The sequence below is a fragment of the Pseudomonas sp. PDM01 genome (assembly GCF_014852325.1).
Classification (GTDB): Bacteria; Pseudomonadota; Gammaproteobacteria; order Pseudomonadales; family Pseudomonadaceae; genus Aquipseudomonas; species Aquipseudomonas migulae.
The window spans coordinates 399,411-420,529 of the sequence record NZ_JACVBK010000005.1 but is presented as its reverse complement, the minus strand read 5'-3'; the positions used below and the strand labels follow the sequence as shown (position 1 = coordinate 420,529).

The window sequence follows — 21,119 nt, the reverse complement described above, 5'->3', positions numbered from 1 at the left end:
CCTACAAAAGCACCGCGGCCCCTGTAGGAGCGAGGCTTGCCCGCGAAGAGGCCAGTCCAGACACCCAATAATTAACAGGCTGTCTCTGGCCGATAAGCCCGCATAAACAACTCCACCACTTCCCGCACATGCTCCTCCGCCGCATCCCCGGTCAACGGTTCGCCACAGCCATACAACAACCGAAAATTCCCCGCGCCCTTGAGCAGGCAAAAGAAATGCTCCGCCGCGTTACGTGGCTTGTCGATGCTCAACACACCGCTCTGATCAACCTTGGTCAGCAGCCGTTCCATGCCGTGCAGCATGCGTTCCGGCCCGGCCTCGAAGAAGATCTGCGAGAGTTTCGGGTCCTGGCTGCCCAGCGTCATCATCAACCGGTGCAGGTTCACCGATTCATCGCTGTTGATCAGGTGATGAAAGCCGCGCGCGATATTCAACAGCACCGTTTCCACTGAAATGCCGTCAGGCAATTCGAAAAACAGCGTAGGCAATTGCTCTTCGCATTTGGCGACAACGGCGGCGGAGAACAGTGTCTCCTTGTCGTTGAAATGGCTGTAGACGGTCAGCTTCGACACGCCAGCTTCGGCCGCGACGGCGTCCATGCTGGTGCTCGCATAGCCATTGCTCAGGAACAGGATTTTCGCCGCATCGAGGATTGCCTGGCGTTTGGCCAGATCCTTGGGGCGGCCCGGACCATTGGGTGCTGAAAAGTTGTTCGGCATTATTCGCTTTTAATACTGGACTGGTGAGTTTGCTATTAATAACATACTGGTCAGTATAATTATTCCAAGCACCATTAGCGAAAGGTCCTTCACCATGTTCCGCTATGCCTTGCCCCTCGCATTGCCAGTCAGTCTGGCGCTTTTATTGTCTGCGTGTGGTCACGAAGAGGCACCGCAAGTCACCGTCCGACCGGCCATGGTGGTGCAGCCAGAGCCTTCGGCACAGGCGATGGAAAGCTATCCCGGTGAAGTCCGTGCTCGCTACGAGCCGGATCTGGCGTTTCGCATTGGCGGCAAAGTCAGCCGACGACTGGTCGAAGAAGGGCAGCGGGTCAAGGCCGATCAACCGCTGGCCGAACTCGATCCCCAGGACGTCCGCCTGCAACTGGAAGCCACCCGCGCTCAGGTCGCGGCGGCCGAAGCCAATCTCAATCTCGTACGTGCCGAGCGCGATCGCTACAAGACCCTGATGGATCGTCAGATGGTCAGCCGCTCGCAGTACGACAATTCCGAAAACCTATACAGATCCGGTGAAGCGCGCCTGAAGCAGATCAGGGCCGAATTCAACGTCTCGACCAACCAGGCCAGCTACGCCGTGCTGCGTGCGCCTCAGGATGGTGTGGTGGCCAAGCGAGCGGTGGAAGTCGGGCAAGTCGTCGCCGCCGGTCAAACCGTGTTTACCCTCGCCACCGATGGCGAGCGCGAAGTGTTGATCAGCCTGCCGGAACAGAGCTTCGGTCGTTTCAAGGTCGGCCAGCCGGTGTCGGTGGAACTCTGGACGCAACCTGATCAGCGTTTTGCCGGGCGCATCCGCGAGCTGTCGCCCGCCGCTGATCCCAAGTCCCGCACCTTCGCCGCCCGCATTGCGTTCACCGCCGGCAAGGTTCCGGCCGAGCTCGGCCAGAGCGCTCGGGTGTTTATCCAGACTGCCGACGTCGTGGCGCTGTCGGTGCCGCTCTCGGCGGTTACCGCCGAAAACGGTGCCACTTACGTTTGGGTGCTCAGCGCCAACAACACCCTGAAGAAAGCGCCAGTCCGGGTCGGCCCGTTCGGCGAGAAAACCGTGCCGGTGCTCGAAGGCCTGAACGCCAGTGACTGGGTGGTGGCGGCCGGTGTGCATGTGCTTCACGACGGGCAGCAAGTGCGCCCGGTGGATCGCTCCAACCGCGTGGTCAATCTAGCGGGCAAGGAGTAATCCCCGATGGGTTTCAATCTTTCCGAATGGGCGCTGCGTAACCGCCAGATCGTACTGTTCCTGATGCTGTTGCTGGCCATCGTCGGCGCACTTTCCTACACCAAACTGGGCCAGAGCGAAGACCCTCCGTTCACCTTCAAGGCCATGGTGATCCGCACCAACTGGCCGGGGGCCACCGCCGAGGAAGTGTCGCGCCAGGTCAGTGAACGCATAGAAAAGAAGTTGATGGAAACCGGCGAGTACGAGCGCATTGTGTCGTTCTCTCGACCGGGTGAATCCCAGGTGACGTTCGTTGCGCGTGACTCCATGCACTCGGTGGAGATTCCGGATCTCTGGTACCAGGTCCGCAAGAAAATCGGCGACATTCGTCATACCTTGCCACCGGGCATTCAGGGCCCGTTCTTCAACGATGAATTCGGCACCACCTTCGGCAACATCTACGCGCTGACCGGCGACGGTTTTGATTACGCGGTGCTCAAGGACTACGCCGACCGCATCCAGATTCAGCTGCAACGGGTCAAGGATGTGGGCAAGGTCGACCTGCTCGGGTTGCAGGACGAGAAGGTCTGGATCGAACTCTCCAACGTCAAGCTCGCCACCCTCGGTTTACCGTTGGCGGCGGTGCAGCAGGCGCTTGAAGAGCAGAACGCGATGTCCACGGCCGGTTTCTTTGAAACCACCAGTGAGCGATTGCAGCTACGGGTTTCGGGGAATTTTCAGACGGTCGAAGAGATCAGGAACTTCCCGATTCGCGTCGGTGATCGCACGTTCCGTATCTCCGACGTCGCGGACGTGCGTCGTGGCTTCAACGATCCTCCGGCGCCGCGCATGCGCTTCATGGCCGAAGACGCCATCGGTCTGGCCGTGGCGATGAAGGAAGGCGGCGACATTCTGGTGCTGGGCAAGGCGCTGGAAATCGAGTTCGCCAGGATCCAGAAAAACCTTCCGGCCGGCATGCAGTTGCGCAAGGTTTCCGATCAACCCGCTGCGGTGAAAACCGGTGTCGGTGAGTTTGTCCAAGTGCTGGTGGAAGCACTGGCCATCGTCCTGTTGGTGAGCTTCTTCTCTCTCGGCGTACGCACCGGCATGGTGGTGGCGCTGGCGATTCCGCTGGTGTTGGCGATGACCTTCGCCTGCATGTATTACCTGGGCATCGGCCTGCACAAGATTTCCCTTGGCGCGCTGGTGCTGGCGTTGGGCTTGCTGGTGGACGACGCGATCATCGCCGTGGAAATGATGGCGATCAAAATGGAGCAGGGCTTTGACCGGATCAAAGCCGCGAGTTACGCCTGGACCAGCACCGCGTTCCCGATGCTCACCGGCACGCTGATCACGGCCGCCGGTTTCCTGCCGATTGCCACTGCGCAATCGGGCACTGGCGAGTACACGCGTTCGATCTTCCAGGTAGTGACCATCGCGTTGCTGGCGTCGTGGATTGCCGCCGTGATTTTCGTGCCGTACCTGGGGGAAAAACTCCTGCCGGACCTGGCGAAGATTCATGCAGCGAAACACGGCATTGGTCAGCCTGATCCGTACGCCACGCCTTTTTATGAACGTGTCCGACGCCTGGTGGAGTGGTGCGTGCGCTGGCGCAAAACGGTGATCACGCTGACAGTGGTGTTGTTTATCGCCTCCATCGTGTTGTTCCGTTTTGTACCGCAGCAGTTCTTCCCGGCCTCGGGACGACTGGAGTTGATGGTCGATCTGAAACTGGCCGAGGGCGCTTCGCTGAGCAACACCGCCGACGAGGTTAAACGCCTTGAAGGTTTACTGAAGGATCACGCCGGCATTGATAATTACGTGGCCTACGTCGGTACCGGTTCGCCGCGCTTTTACCTACCGCTGGATCAGCAACTTCCTGCGGCGAGCTTCGCCCAGTTTGTCGTCCTGGCCAAGACCATCGAGGACCGTGAAACCCTGCGCACCTGGCTGATCGAAACCCTCAACGAGCAATTCCCGGCCCTGCGTTCGCGGGTGACGCGTCTGGAAAACGGCCCGCCAGTGGGCTATCCGGTGCAGTTCCGGGTCACCGGCGAACACATCGAGGACGTCCGCGCCCTGGCTCGAAAAGTAGCGGCCAAGGTTCGCGAGAATCCCCATGTGGCCAACGTCCACCTGGACTGGGAAGAGCCGAGCAAAGTGGTTTATCTGAACGTCGATCAGGACCGCGCCCGCGCGCTCGGCGTGAGCACCGCGAACCTGTCGAAGTTTCTGCAAAGCTCGCTGACCGGTTCCAGCGTCAGTCAGTACCGCGAAGACAACGAGTTGATCGAAATCCTGCTGCGCGGCACGTTGCATGAACGCACTGAACTGTCGTTGCTGCCGAGCCTGGCGGTGCCGACCGACAACGGTCGCAGCGTGGCGTTGTCGCAGATCGCGACGCTGGAATACGGCTTTGAAGAAGGCATCATCTGGCACCGCAACCGCTTACCGAACGTGACGGTCCGCGCCGATATCTATGGCAAGGAACAACCGGCGACGCTGGTGCAGCAGATCATGCCGACGCTCGATCCGATCCGCGCGGAACTGCCTGACGGCTACTTGCTGGAAGTCGGCGGCACCGTGGAAGATTCCGCCCGTGGGCAGAATTCGGTGAAGGCCGGTGTGCCGCTGTTCATCGTTGTGGTGCTGACGTTGTTGATGCTGCAACTGCGAAGCTTCTCACGCACGGTGATGGTGTTTCTTACAGCGCCATTGGGATTGATCGGGGTGACCCTGTTCCTGATGGTGTTCCGCCAGCCGTTCGGTTTCGTGGCCATGCTCGGGACCATCGCGCTGTCCGGGATGATCATGCGTAACTCGGTGATTCTGGTAGACCAGATCGAGCAGGACATCGCCGCCGGGCTCAAACCGTGGCAGGCGATTATCGAAGCCACGGTGCGTCGTTTCCGGCCGATCGTGCTGACCGCGCTCGCCGCCGTATTGGCGATGATCCCGCTGTCACGAAGCGTGTTCTTCGGGCCGATGGCGGTGGCGATCATGGGCGGATTGATTGTCGCGACGGCGTTGACGTTGCTGTTTTTGCCGGCGCTGTATGCGGCATGGTTCCGCATCAAGAAAGAACCCGCCTGACTTTTGTTGGATTCAAAGACGCCTTCGCGGGCAAGCCTTGCTCCTACAGGTTTTGAGTCGACCGTATAATTTGCGAACGACATATTCCCTGTAGGAGCGAGGCTTGCCCGCGAAGGCATCCTCGGCTCCTACAACTATTTCAGAAACCTCTGATATTGAGTCAGAGGGACCTGAATGCTGTACTCAAGCTTCAGTTTCATGAGGTTTTGAAACAGCAATAATGAAAAAGCCACCGAAGCTGAAGGGGCGGACCGATCCGGTGTTCGACCTGTTGGGGAAGTCACCCCACAAAGAGCGCCTCTCGGATTACCTCGCCCTGCTCAAACCGCTGGATGATCAGGGACGCTATCTTCCCTTCGATGAGTTGCGTTATCGCTGGGCGCCGGGGCTGGATTCGAACCTGTGTTGGGCGCTGGTAAAGAAAGCCAGAACGGCACAGTACTCAAGTCTTTTGCCGCTGGGCGAGCCTGTTCGGTGGGGCAACTTCATGCTCACGCCGCTGGCGCACAAGGCGGTTTCCGCCGTCGATCGACAAACCACAACGGCTGCACTGGAATTCATGACCAGTCAGATCGGCGAGCATGCGCATTTCAGCTATCTGTTGAATGATCTGATCGAAGACGAAGCGATCAGCAGCAGCCAACTCGAAGGTGCAGCGACGACCACGCGTGTGGCCAAGGACATGCTCAAGCGCAAGCGCCGGCCGCGCACGCCGGATGAGCGAATGGTGATCGGCAATTTCAAAATGATGAACTTCGCCTGGGAAAAACGTTATGAACCCCTGAGTGTCGCGCTGATTTTGGACATGCACCGGGTTGGCGTCGAAGGCATTGATGATGCGCAATACTCGCCAGGGGAGTTCAGGGGCAATGATGACGTGGTGGTGCAGGATGGCGAAGGCAACACCGTTCATACGCCCCCTCCTGCTGCGGGAGTGATGTCACGATTGCAGTTGCTGGCGAAGTGGATCAACCAGTCGCACAACGATCCTGAGCACGTGGAATACCTTCATCCCCTGATCAAAGGCATCGCGCTGCATTTTGCCTTGGGCTATGAGCATCCTTTCCGTGATGGGAACGGGCGGGTCGCGCGGGCGTTGTTCTACTGGTACATGTTCAAGAGTGACTTCTCTGCCTTTCGTTACATTGCGATCAGCATTTTGTTGCGCAATGCGCCGGTGAAGTACGGGCGCTCTTACCTGAACACTGAAGCTGATGACCTCGACTTGACGTACTTCATTGATTTCCAGTGTTCGGTCGTCTTGCGTGCTGTCAGTGGTTTCACCAAGGCGTATCGGAAAAGTCTGGCGTACGCCGACAGCTTTGATCGCTGGTTGTTGGCGTCCGGTTTTTTTGAGCAATTGACCGAGAAGCAGCGTGCCGTATTCCAGGTGGCCAAGAGCGGGATGGCCAAGGAATTTACGGCAGTTAATGTGAAGGAAAATCTCAACTGCTCTTACAACACCGCGTCGGCGACCTTGAACGGGCTGGCGGATTTGAAGGTGTTTGAGAAGAGGAAGGTGGGGCGGGAGTGGGTGTTTTTCCTACGGCCTGTATCGGCCTGAATCAGTGTGGGAGCATGCCTGCTCCCACAGCGCCTTGTACTAAGGCTTAGAGCGAACCAAACACCTTCTTCGCCAAACTGGTCGCCGCCGCCGCAGGGTTCTGGCGAATGGTTTCTTCCTGTTTGCCGATCATCTCGAACAAACCGTTCAGGGCCTGCTCGGTTACGTAGCTTTCGATGTTGGCACTTTTCGCATCCACCACGCCCATGGTCGCGGCTTGTCCGGCGAACGAGTTGTACTGCTTGGCCAGGCCAACCTGGTCGGTGGCTTGTTTGACGATCGGCAGGAACTTGGCGCGGATCTGTTCGCGGCTGGTTTTGTTCAGGTATTGCGTGGCGGAGTCATTACCGCCGCTGAGAATGCCCTTGGCATCGTCGACCGTCATCTTCTTCACGGCATCCACGAGGATCGGCTGAGCCTGGACCACGGCCGTTTCCGCCGCTTTGTTCATGCTGGTTTCCAGCTGATCGACCTGATCACCCATGCCGAACTGTTTCATTTTGCTGGCGACCTTGCCCAGTTTGCCCGGCAGTTCGATCTTCACGTCCGGGTTGTTACTGAAGCCGCCCGGCGTGCCGAGTTGTTTCACGGCCAGTTGCGCGCCTTGGGTCAGGGCATCCTTGAGGCCGCCGGTAGCGTCCTTTTGCGACAAGTCACTGAGTGACAGCGCCATGGCACTGGCGGAAATCATCAAACCTGCACACAGGCCGGCGAAGCGAAGGGTAGGGCGGAACATGGCGGCTTCCTTGTTCGGAAAAAAATGAGCAAAAAAAGAATTAACGGACGGCGTCGACGCGAATTTTCAATGGCTGTGGGTCGCTGCCATTCAGTTGCACGGCGTGATGTTCGGTGGTGATGAACATCAGTTGGCCATTCACTTCGATTCGCGCGCTGACGGAATAACGATGGCCGGGTTTGACCTCGGCGGGATCGTAACTCAGATGGAACGGCAGTGGCACCTGGCCTTTGACCGGGCCTTTCTGCTCGTCGAGTACCACGGCAGGAGCGTCGGCCAGCGATACGTCCTGCAAGCTGACGCTCAAGGTGGCAGTCGGCGGCAGGGCGATGCGTTGCAGGTAGAAGACTTCGCCATCGAGGCTGGTTTTGGCGGCGGGTTGCGGGGTTTGGCAGGCACTGAGCAAAGCAGCCAGTCCCAGAAGCGGAAGTTTTTTCATGCATTCAATCCTTGTCGTTGGCACCTGAAGAAGACTGGCGCCAACGACAATTTAGCGTTTTTTTCAGGCGAGGGCTTAGAAGTTACCTTCCGGTGTTTCACGAACGCTACGAACGACAACGTCCTCCGGGCGCAGGTGGTTTACACCCAGCTCCACTCGATGAAGTTTGATGGTCTTGTAAATCATATGCTCGGGGGTTTCGATGCGTGCACGGATTGCATAGCTATTGCCAGGCAGGACATCCGCAACCTGGTACAGCAGGGAAAAGGTTAACGCTTTCTTTTCCGCATCAGAGATAACTTGTCGGGCAAGTAGTTTGGCTGGGGCATCAGTCGCAGTGACATCCAGCAGATCGACGTAAAGTGTCGAGTTCAGTGGAAGGGCAATCTTGTGCAGGTAGTACACGGTACCGCTGATGTTCATTAAAGGTTCGCTGCTCATTTTGATTTCCTTATCAAATAAATCGTCGGAAATGACGAGCAGTCAGCCTATCGCCAAGGCACCGGAACCAGATGTAGGGGAATTCCCTGATTCGGGGGTGAATCGATGTCAGCGTGGATCGGAAGCTTCCTTGCTTCTGAACCCCTGGGGGCCGTGCGATCAAACAGGCGTGACCAACTCCGCCGCATCTTCGCTGCGATGCAACGCCACCTGACGGATCGACAAGCGGATCTCCGCCGACAACACCCGTTTCGCGGCACCTTCGGCCAGTTCGCCGAGCAGTTCGTGATAGCTAAGCTTGCCGGCCTCGTCACGCTTGAGCACGTCGAGGTCGAGCATCGTCTGGATGAAGTGGCGGAACAGGCTCTTGTCGAAAAATTCCGGCGCGTTCAGGCCATGCAGGATCGACAGGCGCTGGGCCATGACCGTGCACAGGTCTTCCAGTTCTTCGGCGCTGATGCTGTTCTGGCCGCTGTTGAGCAGCAGGGAAACCGTCATGTAGAAGCGCTGCAAGGTCTGGGCGATGCTCTTCGACAGCAGCGTCAGCAACACGAAATGCCGCGAGCTTGGTGCCGGGCGCAGGTAAACGTCGTTCTCGAAACGCAGCAGGCCTTGCTCGACGAACGCTTCGAGCCATTGATCGATCACGGCATCCAGTTCGTCCAGCGACCAGCGAATGAACAGCTCCGATTGCAGGTACGGATACAGTGCGCGGGTGTAGCGCAGGATCTGCTCGCGGCTCATGCGCGACGCACTCTGGAAGAAGCTCGCGAGCAACGCCGGCAACGCGAAAATGTGCAGCACGTTGTTGCGGTAGTAAGTCATCAGGACGGCGTTTTGCTCATCCAGATAGAGGATTTTGCCCAGCGCATCGCTTTGCTCGGACAGCAGGTCCATGTCCTTCACATGCTCGATCAACGCGCGGCCGTCACCTTCCGGCAGCGTAGTGTGCGGCGAGTACGGAACCTTGCGCAGCAGCGCCAGATACAGATCCAGCACCCGCGCCATGGCACGATCGTCCAGTGCCAAGCGACTGGTGGACAGCAATGCCAACGCCACGAGGTTGACCGGATTGATCGCTGCCGCTTCGTTCAGGTGCTGCGCGACTTTCTCGCCGAGGCGGTTGGTGGTTTCGTTGAGCCAGGTCGGTTTGAACTGCGGGCCGAGTTCCTGTTGACGCCAGTCTGGCTGTTCGCTGTCGAGGAATTCCGCCAGTTTGATCGGCTCGCCGAAGTTCACCGCCACCTGGCCGAATCGCTGCTTCAGGGCGCCGATGACTTTGAAGATGTCGAAGATCGATTCTTTCTTCTTGCTCGCGCCACGCAGTTCGCCGAGGTAAGTCCGGCCTTCCAGCACGCGTTCATAACCGATGTACACCGGCACGAACACGATGGGCATGCGCGAGGAGCGCAGGAAGCTGCGCAAGGTGATCGCCAGCATCCCGGTTTTCGGTTGCAACATGCGCCCGGTGCGCGAGCGGCCGCCCTCGACGAAATACTCGACCGGAAAACCTTTGGTGAACAGGGTGTGCAGGTATTCGTTGAACACCGAGGTGTACAGCGGGTTGCCCTTGAAGGTACGGCGCATGAAGAACGCACCGCCGCGACGCAGCAGGCCGCCGATCCCCGGCATGTTGAGGTTGATCCCGGCGGCGATGTGCGGCGGGGTCAGGCCGTTGCGAAACAGCAGATAGGACAGCAGCAGGTAGTCGATATGGCTACGGTGGCACGGCACATAGATCACTTCGTAACCCGGGGCGACCTTCTGCACGCCTTCGATGTTGTTGACCTTGATGCCGTCGTAGATCTTGTTCCAGAACCAGCTCAGCACCACTTCCATGAAGCGTATCGCGGTGTAGGTGTAGTCCGAGGCGATCTCGTTGCCGTAGCGCAGGGCCTGGGCCTTGGCTTTCTCCGGGGAGATATTCTCGCGTTCGGCTTCGTCGAGGATCGCTTGCTTGACCAGCGGCTGGTTGAGCAGGCCTTTGACCAGGTTGCGACGGTGGGAAATGTCCGGGCCGATCACCGCGGCTTTGAGGTTGCGGAAGTGCACCCGCAGAATCCGTTGGGCCATGCGCACGGTGCGCTCGTGGCCCTTGTCGTGCTCGATCAGTTCACGCAGGTGGATCGGCGCGGAGAATTGCACGCGGGTCTTGCGCCCCAGCACGATGATGCTCAGCAAGCGGCGCAGGCGCCCGGTAACCGCCCAGCTATCGGCGAACAGCAGTTTCCATGGACTCGATTCGCTGTCCGGCGACTGGCCCCAGAACACGCTGACCGGAATGATCTGCGCGTCTTCGGCAGCGTTTTGGCTCAGGGCGCTGACCAGTCGGGTCAGGGTCGGTGGCGCGCCGCGTTTGTCCTGGCGACCGAGCCAGTCGGGCTCCGGTGTCAGGTAAAAGAACGCGGCGGGTTCCAGCAGATTGCCGACAGACACCGGCAGCACCGGGCGCGGCAGGCCCGCCTTGCTGCATTCGGTGTCGACCACGGCGAGGTCGGTCAGCGAAGGGTTTTGCAGGACGTAGAACACCGGACGGCTGCGGTCGAGGTTGAGGGTGAACGACGACTGATTGATCGTCTCCGAGCGAACCCAGAGATAGAGCAGTCGGCGCAGGGTGCCAAACACAAGACGGCGGAACGGGGAACGGGTCATACGGCTTCTGCGTGAGTGGAATAAACCGAGCGTTTGCTCGGGCGGTCGATAGTGTGCCGGATTCACTGAAAATCGGCAAAAAAGCGGCAATCAAAGTGCTATTGAGAGATTAAATGTCTGACATATACTCGGCGCACTGTCGCCGTCACCCTCATGGGACCGGTATGCGCAGGCTGACGTTCCCGAGGCTTTCCTGCGAAAAGCCCGATCAATAATAAAAAGGGAGTATGAACAAATGGCAACACGCGAAACCGGCAACGTGAAGTGGTTCAACGACGCCAAGGGCTATGGCTTCATCCAGCGCGAGGACGGGGTGGACGTGTTCGTGCACTACCGCGCGATTCGCGGTGAAGGGCATCGTTCGCTGACTGAAGGCCAGCAGGTCGAGTACGGCGTTGTGACGGGGGAGAAGGGTTTGCAGGCTGAGGATGTGGTGGGGCTGTAAACCCACACTTCAGATCACCGAAATCCCACTGTAGGAGCGAGGCTTGCCCGCGAAGGCGTCATCACTGACGCTAAAAGCTTCGCGGGCAAGCCACGCTCCTACAGGTTCGTGGTGTGATGGGTTACGCAGTTTTCCAGGTGATCTCTTCTTCGCCATCGGCGCTGATGCGCATCCAGCGATCCGCTGTCTCTTCACCTTCTTCCTCGACCCAACTGCCCGGTGCACAACGTACTTCTACGTTCAGCGCGGCAAACGCGGCGCGGGCACAGGCAATGTCGTCTTCCCACGGGGTCTGGTCGCTTTCCAGGTACAGGCTGTTCCATTTTCCTACCGCTTTCGGCAGCCAGGTCACTGGCACGTTGCCGGCCTTGCACTTGTAGGTCTGACCTTTCTGAACCCAATCGGTGCTCGGGCCCAGAGCCGCGCCGAGCCAGGCGGATACGGCCTTGTGGTCGACGTCGGCGTCTTTCAGGTAAATCTCGATATCGGGTTGGCGCATGGATGTCCTCACTGCGGGTCTGAAAAATCCATTCGCGGATTTAGCCGGCCTCAAGCTGCTGCTCAAGACCAAAAATTAAGATTGAAGAACAAAATAATCGTAGCGCATCGAAACAGTGACCTCGAACGGTTCCACTTGTTCGATGACCGCCGCCCGGCGTTCGGCACTGGCGCGCCAGCCGTGAGGCGTCATGGCCAACAGGTTGGCGCGATCCTGACCACTTGCAAGCGTCAGCTTGAATTCCAGGGTTTCACTGTGTTGCAGCGCCATGCCGTCCGGCACCAGGGCCAGATGCTTGTCGTCGGTGTACTCACGCACTTCGTCGTACAGCCGCTCGCGCAATTCCATCAGGTGGCCGCTGGTCGGCCCGACTTTCATCAAGCCGCCGCCGGGGCTGAGCAGGCGTTTGGCTTCTTCCCAGTCCAGCGGGCTGAAGACGCTGGCGAGAAACTGACAACTGCCGGACGCCAACGGCACCCGCGCCATGCTGGCGATCAACCAGGTCAGCTGCGGGTTGCGTTTGCAGGCGCGTTTGACCGCTTCCCGGGATATGTCCAGCGCGTAACCGTCAGCGTTCGGCAAGGCTTCGGCAATTTGCGCGGTGTAGTAGCCCTCGCCACAACCGATGTCGAGCCAGCGCTGCGGCGCGTATTGCGCCGCCAGCTCAGCGAGACGCCTGGCCACCGGCGCGTAATGGCCGGCGTTCAGGAAGTCGCGCCGGGCTTCGACCATCGCCAGGTTATCCCCAGGGTCCCGGCTGTTCTTGTGCTGCACCGGCAACAGGTTCAGGTAACCCTGGCGCGCACGGTCGAAACGATGCCCGGCGGGGCAGGCCACGCCGTTGTCCACCGCGTTCAGCGGTTCGCTGCAGATCGGGCAGGCAAGCATCAGGCGAGCAACTTGATCAGGGTCTGGTAGTAGATTTCGGTCAGCACGTCGAGGTCGGCGGCCAGCACGCGCTCGTTGACCTGGTGGATCGTCGCGTTGACCGGGCCCAGTTCAACCACCTGTGTTCCCATGGTCGCGATAAAGCGCCCATCGGAGGTGCCACCGCTGGTGGAGGCTTTGGTTTCGCGACCGGTGATGTCCTTGATGCTCGACGCGACGGCGTCCAGCAACGCGCCCGGTTCGGTGAGGAACGGCAGACCGGACAGCGCCCAGTCGATGTGCCAGTCCAGGCCATGCTTGTCGAGGATATCGGCGACGCGCTTCTGCAAGCCTTCAACAGTGGACTCGGTGGAGAAGCGGAAATTGAACACCGCCACCAGATCACCGGGGATCACGTTGGTCGCGCCAGTGCCGGAATTCACATTGGAAATCTGGAAACTGGTCGGCGGGAAGAAATCGTTGCCGTGGTCCCAATGCTCGGCGGCCAGTTCGGCCAGTGCCGGGGCGGCGAGGTGGATCGGGTTCTTGGCGAGGTGCGGATAAGCGACGTGACCTTGCACACCGCGTACGGTCAGCTTGGCGCCGAGGGAACCGCGACGGCCATTCTTGACCACGTCACCGACCAGCGTAGTGCTCGACGGTTCGCCGACGATGCACCAGTCTAGACGCTCCTTGCGCGCCGCCAGACGTTCAACCACCGCTTTGGTGCCGTGGTGCGCCGGGCCTTCTTCATCGCTGGTGATCAGGAACGCGACTTTGCCCTTGTGATCCGGGTAGTCGGCGACGAAGCGCTCGGCGGCCACGGTCATGGACGCCAGGCTGCCTTTCATGTCCGCTGCGCCACGACCGCAGAGCATGCCGTGTTCGTCGATCAGCGCATTGAACGGGTCGATCTGCCAGGCGGTCACCGGGCCGGTCGGGACCACGTCGGTGTGGCCAGCGAAGCACAGCACCGGGCCGTCGTGTTTGCCGTGGGTGGCCCAGAAGTTATCCACATCTTCGATGCGCATTGGCTCAAGCATAAAACCGGCATCGCCCAGGCGCTGCATCATCTGCTTCTGGCAATCGGCGTCGACCGGCGTCACGGACGGACGGCGGATCAGGTCGATGGCGAGTTGAAGGGTCGGCGAAAGGTCGGCGTGGGCCGTCATGGAAAACTCCGGTGCTTTATCTGTAGGAGCGAGGCTTGCCCGCGAAGAACGATAATGAGGTGTATCTGTTACACCGAGTCGCTTCGTTCGCGGGCAAGCCTCGCTCCTACGGGAAATGGGGGGCAAGGCCTGGAAAATGGCGGTTATCTTAAAGCAAAACGGCGGCCATTGGCCGCCGTTTAGTGCATCTGCAAAGATTTAGACTGCCGGTGCCGTTTCGGCCTCGACGGCCGGTTTCGGCAGCGAGGACAGGAACGCCATGATCAGCGCCGCCAGGTACGGCAGCGACTGCACCAGCAACATGATCACCCAGAAGCGCATGTCGTTGCTCGGCAGCCCGTTCACCAGGAAGATCCCCAGCGCCGCGCCCCACAACAGCAGCATGATGAACATCTCTTCACGCGCTTCCGAAATCGCCACCCAGAAGCCGTGGTTGTCGGCATTTTTCGGCGTGCGGAAGAACGGAATGCTGCTGGTGAAGAAGCCGTACAGCACCGCTTTGGCGATGGTGTGCGACAACGCCAGCCCGGCCAGTGCCGCGCAGAACGCGTCCTTGAGGTTCACGCCAACGGCGCGACGGTAGAGGAAGATGATCTTGCCGACCTTGAACACGAACAGCGCCAATGGCGGGATCGCGAAAATCAGCAACGGCGGATCGACCCGCTGCGGCACGATGATCATCGCCGCCGACCACAACAGTGCGCCTACGGTGAAGAAGATGTTCATGCCATCCGCGACCCACGGCAACCAGCCCGCGAGGAAGTGGTAGCGCTGGCCACGGGTCAGCTCGGTGTCCTTGCCGCGCAGCAGGCTGGCGGTGTGACGCTTGATGATCTGAATCGCACCGTAGGCCCAGCGGAAACGCTGTTTCTTGAAGTCGATAAAGGTATCGGGCATCAGGCCTTTGCCGTAGCTGGTGTGGTAGTACGCCGCCGACAAGCCTTTCTCGAACACGCGCAGACCCAACTCGGCGTCTTCGCAGATGCACCAGTCGGCCCAGCCGAGTTCCTCGAGCACCGAGCGCCGGGTCATGGTCATGGTGCCGTGCTGGATGATCGCGTCGCGGTCGTTACGGGTGACCATGCCGATGTGGAAGAAACCTTTGTATTCCGCGTAGCAAAGCTTCTTGAAGGTGCTTTCGTTCTGGTCGCGATAATCCTGCGGCGACTGCACCACGGCGATTTTCGGATCGGCGAAGTGCGGCACCATGTGCTTGAGCCAGTTCGGGTCGACGCAGTAATCGGAGTCGATCACCGCAATCACTTCGGCATCTTTGGCGGTGTGCGGAATCAGGTAGTTCAGCGCGCCGCCCTTGAAGCCGGCCAGCGGTGCGACGTGGAAGAACTTGAAGCGCGGACCGAGGGTTGCGCAGTAATCGCGCACCGGCTCCCAGACGGCCGGGTCCTTGGTGTTGTTGTCGATGATCAGGACTTCGAAGTCTGGATAGTCGAGGTTGGCCAGGGCGTTGAGGGTCTGTTTGACCATCTCCGGCGGCTCGTTGTAGCAAGGCACGTGAATCGACACTTTCGGCCTGTAGTCCGAATCGCCCACCACCGGCAGGAATTCACGCCGACGCTTGTGGGTCCAGACCGCTTCGGCCAGTTCATGCGCCTCGGTCAGCAGTACGATAAAGACCCCAAGTGCGCCGAGTGCGAGGAGAAATCCTACGGTCAGGCTGAACCAGGTGCTGTATTGCTGGCTGTAGTCGTAGCCGATCCACACCAGCACCGAACCGCACAAGAAGGCGATAAAAGTCAGGAAGGTACGGCCACGTTGACGCAGGGCCGAGCCGTCAATCATCAGCAAGGTCAGGGACAGCAGGGCCAACACCGCCGAGCCGATGGCCAGCACGCGCCATTGCGGGATCGCGACGACCGGGCCTTCGAAGTTGAATTTCTGCTGACGCGCAGCGTTGAACACGCCCCAATACGCGCCCACCGAACCTTCGTCACTGGCCTTCCACGGTTGGTCAAACGCTTCGATCACGAAGTAGTTGAAACCCTGGCGGTTAAGCTTGTTCACCAGCGTACGCAGGTAGATCGCCTGATCTGCCGGGCTCGCATCGGTGCCGCCACGCATGCGGCCGTTGCTCGGCCAGCCAACCTCCGAGAGCAGCAGCGGTTTTTTCGGGAACATCTTTTTCAGGTCGCGGGCGCGGTCGAGGACGAACTGGCCGGCCTTGTCCACCGGGATGTATTCCCAGTAAGGCAGCACGTGCGCGGCAATCAGGTCGACGTGCTTGGCCAGTTCCGGGTGTTCTTCCCAGACGTGCCATTGCTCGGACGTGGTGACCGGCACCTTCACGGCTGCGCGAACGCGATCAAGGAGCACGCTCAGTTCGGCAGCGGTAATTTCCTTACGGAAGATGGCCTCGTTGCCTACGACCACACGAACCACGCTGCGTGAGGAGTTGGCGATTTCGATGGCCCGGGTGATTTCCCGCTCGTTGCGTTCCAGGTCCGGGCTGATCCAGATCCCCAGGGTGACCCGCAGGCCGAATTCCTCTGCCAGTTTGGGAATGTCTCCCAGGGTGCCATCGACCGAGTAGGTACGGATGTTGTCCGTCAGCTTGCTCATGATCTCCAGATCGCGACGCATTTGATCGTCGGTCGGGTACTGCTCTTTCTGCGGATACTGGCCTTGCTGGAACGGCGAGTACGAGAAACCGGAGATCTGTTCAGGCCAGTTGGGGGCGGTGACCGGGCGATTGATCAGCGCCCAGAAGCCGGTAAACAAGGCTGCGATGGCGAGCACCACGACCAGGTTGAGTCCAAATTTACGCGATGACATAGCTATTTCGGGTTCCAAAGGCTGTGGAACGAAGGAACGGTTGGCGATCGCCAAGGGGCGCGCATCCTACACCGGCAGTTCACTGAACGTACATCGGACAGGGAATTGCACGACATTGGGCAATCGGCTTTCACATAAGTTCTTACACTTGTCGCTTGTGGCTTAGATCTTTTGGCGTGTGGCCCTATAATGCGCGCCGGTTTTTGGGGTAATGGTCATGAGTACAGAAGATCCGCGGTTTGCAGGCATCGCCCGTTTGTATGGCATCGAAGGGCTAGAGCGCCTGCGCGCGGCGCACGTGGCGATTGTTGGCGTCGGTGGCGTCGGTTCCTGGGCTGCGGAAGCGGTGGCGCGGTGTGGCGTGGGCGAGATTTCGCTGTTCGACCTCGACGACGTCTGCGTCAGCAATGCCAACCGTCAGTTGCATGCGCTGGACAGCACCGTCGGCAAGCCCAAGGTCGAGGTGATGGCCGAGCGCCTGCGCGGGATCAACCCGGATTGCACGGTGCACGCGGTGGCGGATTTCGTCACCCGCGACACCATGGCCGAATACATCACGCCGAACATCGACTGTGTGATCGACTGCATCGACAGCGTCAACGCCAAGGCTGCGCTGATCGCCTGGTGCAAGCGCCGCAAGATCCAGATCATCACCACCGGGGGGGCGGGCGGGCAGATCGACCCGACGCTGATCCAGGTCTGCGACCTGAACCGTACGTTCAACGACCCGTTGGCCTCGAAAGTGCGCTCGACCCTGCGTCGCGATTACAACTTCTCCCGCACCGTGACCCGTCATTACAGCGTGCCGTGCGTGTTTTCCACCGAGCAGCTGCGTTATCCGAAACCGGACGGCAGCATTTGCCTGCAGAAGAGTTTTGTCGGGGATGGCGTGAAGCTGGACTGCGCGGGCGGGTTTGGTGCTGTGATGATGGTGACGGCGACGTTCGGCATGGTCGCGGCGACCAAGGCTGTGGATAAGATTGTGGCGGGTGTGCGGCGGCCGGCGGATCGCATCAAACCAGGTGTTTGAAACACCATCTCTGTAGGAGCGAGGCTTGCCCGCGAAGGCGTTTTATCTGACACACCGCTTTCGCGGGCAAGCCTCGCTCCTACAGGGGCGCGGCCAACTCATTCATCCGCTGGAGCACGGCGTTGAGGCCATTGCTACGCGAAGGCGACAACTGTCGGCTGAGTCCAAGCTGGTTGAACCATTCCGGCAAATCCACCTGCTGCAATTCGACCGCCGACAACCCGTTAACCCGCGCCAGCAACAACGCCACCAACCCGCGAATCAACCGCGCATCGCTGCTCGCCGCAAACTGCCAGTGGCCGTCCTGCAACGATCCCACCAACCACACCTGACTTTCACAGCCATGCACGCGGTTGGCGTCGACCTTATCCACATCGCTCAATGCCGGCAGCCGGTCGCCCCATTGCATCAGCAGTCGCGCGCGTTGCTCCCAGCCAGCGGCGGCCTGAAAAGTTTCGAGCGCTGTCACGGCATCGGCAGGGAGGTTCATCGCAACAACTCCAGCGCTTGATCCAGCGCATCAAAGAACCGTTGCAGGTCCTCGGAATCGTTGTAAAGCGCCAACGACACCCGAATCGCCCCGGCCAGTTCAAAGCTTTTCAGCAGCGGCATCGCGCAATGATGCCCGGCGCGCACCGCGATCCCCTGTTCTGTCAGCAAGTGCGCCAGATCAGAGTTATGCACACCCTCGACGACAAAACTCGCCAGGGCCAGTTGCGGTTTGCCCAGCAAGCGAATGCCGTCGCGCGCCTCAAGACCTTTCAACAAATAGTCATGCAGCGCGGCTTCATGGGCCGAAACCGCGTCCTGATCGAGGCCGGCGAGGTAATCGAGCGTCGCCCCGAGACCAATCACGCTGGAGATCGGCGGCGTTCCAGCCTCGAAACCGAGCGGAGCAGGACGAAAGCGTGCGTGCTGGTAATCCGCATCCAGCACCATTTCGCCGCCGAACTGCCAATGGCGCAGTTGCTTGAGCGCCTCATGGCGGCCGAACAACACCCCCAGGCCATCCGGGCCATAGAGCTTGTGGCTGGAAAAGACATAAAAGTCGCAACCCAGCGCCTGCACATCGTGTCGGCCATGGACCACGCCTTGGGCGCCATCGACCACGGTCAACGCGTTGTGTGCCTTGGCCATCGCCAGCAGCGCGGGCAATGGCTGCCAGGCGCCAAGCACGTTGGACAGCTGACTGACCGCCAGCAAGCGGGTTCGCGGGCCAATCAACGCGGCGGCGCTGTCGAGGTCGATCAAGCCGTCGGCGTCCAGCGGCAGGATCACCAGTTTCAGATCGCGACGGTGGGCCAGTTGCTGCCATGGCAGCAGGTTGGCGTGGTGCTCCAGGGCGCTGATGACAATTTCATCGCCCGGATTGAACAGGTGTTCCAGGCCATAGGCCAGGAGGTTCAGCGCCGAGGTCGCGCCGTGGGTGAAGATGATCTGTCCGCAATCACCGGCATTCAGCCATTGCGCGACTTTATTGCGGCTGTCCTCGAACGCCTGGGTGGCATGCGCGCCGGGCAAGTGTTGCGCCCGATGCACGTTGGCTGCGCCATTGGCGTAGTAATGCGCCAGGGCATCCAGCAGGGCTTGAGGTTTTTGCGTGGTGGCGGCGTTGTCCAGATAGGTCTGGTCTTGCCGTTGCAGGGCGGCGATGGCCGGAAAATCGGCGCGCCAGGGGGAGAGAATCATCATGGTATCGGGCCCTGCTAAACATGGGCGGACGTACGCCTGACCTGATGGTCTGGGCTACGCCGGACCTGTAGGAGCGAAGCTTGCTCGCGAAGGGGCCGGTGAGATCCCCAAAAGCTTCGCGGGCAAGCCTCGCTCCTACAAGAACAGGTGGTCGTGACGCTCTGCTTAGTTGTGAGCGTGCAGCGCTTCGTTCAGTTCGATCGCCGATTTGTGGGTTTTGCATTCCACGGCACCGGTTTCCGAATTGCGGCGGAACAGCAGGTCCGGCTGACCGGCCAGTTCACGAGCCTTCACGACTTTGACCAGTTTGTTGTTTTCGTCCAGCAGCGCCACTTTGGTGCCAGCGGTCACGTACAGGCCCGATTCAACGGTGTTGCGGTCGCCCAACGGGATACCGATACCGGCGTTGGCGCCGATCAGGCAGCCTTCGCCAACCTTGATCACGATGTTGCCGCCGCCCGACAGGGTGCCCATGGTCGAGCAACCGCCGCCCAGGTCCGAACCCTTGCCGACGAACACGCCAGCGGAAACGCGGCCTTCGATCATGCCCGGGCCTTCGGTGCCAGCGTTGAAGTTGACGAAACCTTCGTGCATCACGGTGGTGCCTTCGCCGACGTAAGCGCCCAGACGGATACGGGCGGCATCAGCGATACGCACGCCGGCCGGCACGACGTAGTCGGTCATTTTCGGGAATTTGTCTACCGAGAACACTTCCAGCAGCTCGCCGCGCAGACGGGCTTCCAGTTGATGTTCGGCCAGTTCTGCGAGGTCGATCGCGCCCTGGCTGGTCCATGCGACGTTCGGCAGCAGCGGGAACACGCCGGCCAGGTTCAGGCCGTGCGGCTTGACCAGACGATGGGACAGCAGGTGCAGCTTGAGGTAAGCCTCAGGCGTGGAAGTCAGCGGCGCATCTTCGGCCAGAATGGTGGCGACCAGCGGCTTGTGGCTTTCGGCCAGACGGGTCAGCAGGGCGGCCTGGGCTGCGTCGACACCTTTCAGTGCTTCAGCCAGTTGCGAAGCCTGGGCAGTGCTGAACGCGATGGCCTGATTGCCTTCGGTGTAACCCAGAACCGGCGCGATGGCCGCGACCAGATCGGCCGACGGGTTGAGCAGCGGCTGAGCGTAAAACACTTCGAGCCATGCGCCCTGACGATTTTGAGTGCCGACACCAAAGGCCAGGCTGAATACGGAAGTGGACATGTAAATACCTCTAACAAAATTGAACGGGCTGGCTTACTTGAGCGCTGCCGCGTAGATATCTGGCTTGAAGCCAATCAGGGTTCGGTCACCGAGATCGAGCACCGGGCGCTTGATCATCGAGGGTTGTGCGAGCATCAGTTCGATGGCTTTCGGCTGGTCGAGATCGGCTTTGCGTTCGTCGTCGAGCTTGCGAAAGGTCGTGCCTGCACGGTTCAACACCACTTGCCAGCCGTGCTCGTCGCACCATTGGCTCAGGTGTTCACGGTCGATTCCGACCGCTTTGTAATCATGAAAGTCATAGCTGACAGCGTGTTCATCGAGCCAGGTGCGCGCCTTTTTCATGGTGTCGCAGGCTTTGATGCCGAAAAGGTGCAACGTTTTGCTTGAATCGGTCAAGGAATTGCCCCCTTTACAGGTGCTGGAAAAAAAAGGTGACGGATTATGCCATGACCGTCCGCTTAAAACGCAAAACCCTGTAGGAGCCGAGCTTGCTCGCGAAAGCGGCTTAACATTCAACATTGATAGTGGCTGACCTGCCGCTTTCGCGAGCAAGCTCGGCTCCTGCAGGGTTTGGGATTTTTTCGAGACTGGCGACAGCCTGCGACA

The 21,119-nt window shown here is 59.9% G+C and carries 18 protein-coding genes; 5 read left to right on the top strand and 13 right to left on the bottom strand.

Features of this window, described 5'->3' with window-relative positions; all coding sequences use genetic code 11:
• Window positions 1-71: 71 nt before the first annotated feature.
• Window positions 72-719 (bottom strand): TetR/AcrR family transcriptional regulator, encoded by a 648-nt coding sequence (locus tag IB246_RS15660; RefSeq protein WP_008039356.1) that lies wholly within the window; start codon window positions 717-719, stop codon window positions 72-74.
• A 94-nt stretch (window positions 720-813) separates the two neighbouring features.
• Here IB246_RS15660 and IB246_RS15655 point away from each other — a divergent pair, with 94 nt between their 5' ends.
• The 3 genes from IB246_RS15655 to IB246_RS15645 all read left to right on the top strand — a co-directional run bounded on the left by IB246_RS15655 (window position 814) and on the right by IB246_RS15645 (window position 6,550).
• On the top strand, window positions 814-1,914 hold the full coding sequence (locus IB246_RS15655) for an efflux RND transporter periplasmic adaptor subunit (RefSeq protein ID WP_008039358.1): 1,101 nt from the start codon (window positions 814-816) through the stop codon (window positions 1,912-1,914).
• A gap of 6 nt (window positions 1,915-1,920) precedes the next feature.
• Window positions 1,921-4,986 carry an efflux RND transporter permease subunit gene (locus tag IB246_RS15650; RefSeq protein ID WP_008039360.1) on the top strand — a complete coding sequence of 1,022 codons (3,066 nt, stop codon included), beginning with the start codon at window positions 1,921-1,923 and terminating at the stop codon, window positions 4,984-4,986.
• Between the two features lie 220 nt (window positions 4,987-5,206).
• A complete protein-coding gene (locus tag IB246_RS15645) occupies window positions 5,207-6,550 on the top strand; it encodes a Fic family protein (protein WP_008039362.1) in 1,344 nt (447 codons plus the stop codon).
• 46 nt (window positions 6,551-6,596) lie between these two features.
• Here the strand turns inward: IB246_RS15645 and IB246_RS15640 are convergent, their stop codons facing one another.
• The 4 genes from IB246_RS15640 to plsB all read right to left on the bottom strand — a co-directional run bounded on the left by IB246_RS15640 (window position 6,597) and on the right by plsB (window position 10,818).
• The gene (locus IB246_RS15640; protein WP_008039365.1) at window positions 6,597-7,286 is read right to left on the bottom strand and encodes a DUF4197 domain-containing protein; all 690 of its coding nucleotides are present in this window, start codon (window positions 7,284-7,286) and stop codon (window positions 6,597-6,599) included.
• Between the two features lie 40 nt (window positions 7,287-7,326).
• The gene (locus tag IB246_RS15635) at window positions 7,327-7,725 is read right to left on the bottom strand and encodes a YbaY family lipoprotein (protein WP_008039366.1); all 399 of its coding nucleotides are present in this window, start codon (window positions 7,723-7,725) and stop codon (window positions 7,327-7,329) included.
• Window positions 7,726-7,800: 75 nt separating this feature from the next.
• Window positions 7,801-8,166: a YbaY family lipoprotein gene (locus tag IB246_RS15630; protein ID WP_008039367.1), complete on the bottom strand. Its 366-nt coding sequence runs from the start codon at window positions 8,164-8,166 to the stop codon at window positions 7,801-7,803.
• Window positions 8,167-8,325: 159 nt separating this feature from the next.
• Window positions 8,326-10,818 carry a glycerol-3-phosphate 1-O-acyltransferase PlsB gene (gene plsB / locus IB246_RS15625; protein WP_008039368.1) on the bottom strand — a complete coding sequence of 831 codons (2,493 nt, stop codon included), beginning with the start codon at window positions 10,816-10,818 and terminating at the stop codon, window positions 8,326-8,328.
• Window positions 10,819-11,053: 235 nt separating this feature from the next.
• Between plsB and IB246_RS15620 the strand changes: the two genes are divergently transcribed.
• On the top strand, window positions 11,054-11,263 hold the full coding sequence (locus tag IB246_RS15620; protein ID WP_008035470.1) for a cold-shock protein: 210 nt from the start codon (window positions 11,054-11,056) through the stop codon (window positions 11,261-11,263).
• 121 nt (window positions 11,264-11,384) lie between these two features.
• Here IB246_RS15620 and IB246_RS15615 read toward each other — a convergent pair whose 3' ends face one another.
• From IB246_RS15615 to IB246_RS15600, 4 genes are all read right to left on the bottom strand, one after another.
• A complete protein-coding gene (locus IB246_RS15615; RefSeq protein ID WP_008039369.1) occupies window positions 11,385-11,762 on the bottom strand; it encodes a hypothetical protein in 378 nt (125 codons plus the stop codon).
• 75 nt (window positions 11,763-11,837) lie between these two features.
• A complete protein-coding gene (locus tag IB246_RS15610; protein ID WP_008039372.1) occupies window positions 11,838-12,650 on the bottom strand; it encodes a putative RNA methyltransferase in 813 nt (270 codons plus the stop codon).
• Complete coding sequence (gene dapE, locus IB246_RS15605) at window positions 12,650-13,801, bottom strand: succinyl-diaminopimelate desuccinylase (RefSeq protein WP_008035465.1); 1,152 nt, start codon at window positions 13,799-13,801, stop codon at window positions 12,650-12,652. The genes IB246_RS15610 and dapE overlap by 1 nt, the downstream gene beginning before the upstream one ends.
• Window positions 13,802-13,999: 198 nt before the next feature.
• Window positions 14,000-16,591 carry a glycosyltransferase gene (locus IB246_RS15600; RefSeq protein ID WP_032829235.1) on the bottom strand — a complete coding sequence of 864 codons (2,592 nt, stop codon included), beginning with the start codon at window positions 16,589-16,591 and terminating at the stop codon, window positions 14,000-14,002.
• Window positions 16,592-16,802: 211 nt separating this feature from the next.
• Here IB246_RS15600 and tcdA point away from each other — a divergent pair, with 211 nt between their 5' ends.
• Window positions 16,803-17,621 (top strand): tRNA cyclic N6-threonylcarbamoyladenosine(37) synthase TcdA, encoded by an 819-nt coding sequence (tcdA, locus tag IB246_RS15595; RefSeq protein ID WP_008039374.1) that lies wholly within the window; start codon window positions 16,803-16,805, stop codon window positions 17,619-17,621.
• 79 nt (window positions 17,622-17,700) lie between these two features.
• Here the strand turns inward: tcdA and IB246_RS15590 are convergent, their stop codons facing one another.
• From IB246_RS15590 to IB246_RS15575, 4 genes are all read right to left on the bottom strand, one after another.
• A complete protein-coding gene (locus IB246_RS15590) occupies window positions 17,701-18,111 on the bottom strand; it encodes a SufE family protein (RefSeq protein ID WP_008039377.1) in 411 nt (136 codons plus the stop codon).
• The gene (locus tag IB246_RS15585; RefSeq protein ID WP_008039386.1) at window positions 18,108-19,313 is read right to left on the bottom strand and encodes an aminotransferase class V-fold PLP-dependent enzyme; all 1,206 of its coding nucleotides are present in this window, start codon (window positions 19,311-19,313) and stop codon (window positions 18,108-18,110) included. Before IB246_RS15585 ends, IB246_RS15590 begins: the two co-directional genes overlap by 4 nt.
• A gap of 165 nt (window positions 19,314-19,478) precedes the next feature.
• Window positions 19,479-20,513 (bottom strand): 2,3,4,5-tetrahydropyridine-2,6-dicarboxylate N-succinyltransferase, encoded by a 1,035-nt coding sequence (dapD, locus tag IB246_RS15580; protein WP_008039387.1) that lies wholly within the window; start codon window positions 20,511-20,513, stop codon window positions 19,479-19,481.
• Between the two features lie 33 nt (window positions 20,514-20,546).
• Window positions 20,547-20,909 (bottom strand): ArsC family reductase, encoded by a 363-nt coding sequence (locus IB246_RS15575; protein WP_008039388.1) that lies wholly within the window; start codon window positions 20,907-20,909, stop codon window positions 20,547-20,549.
• Between the last annotated feature and the right edge of the window lie 210 nt (window positions 20,910-21,119).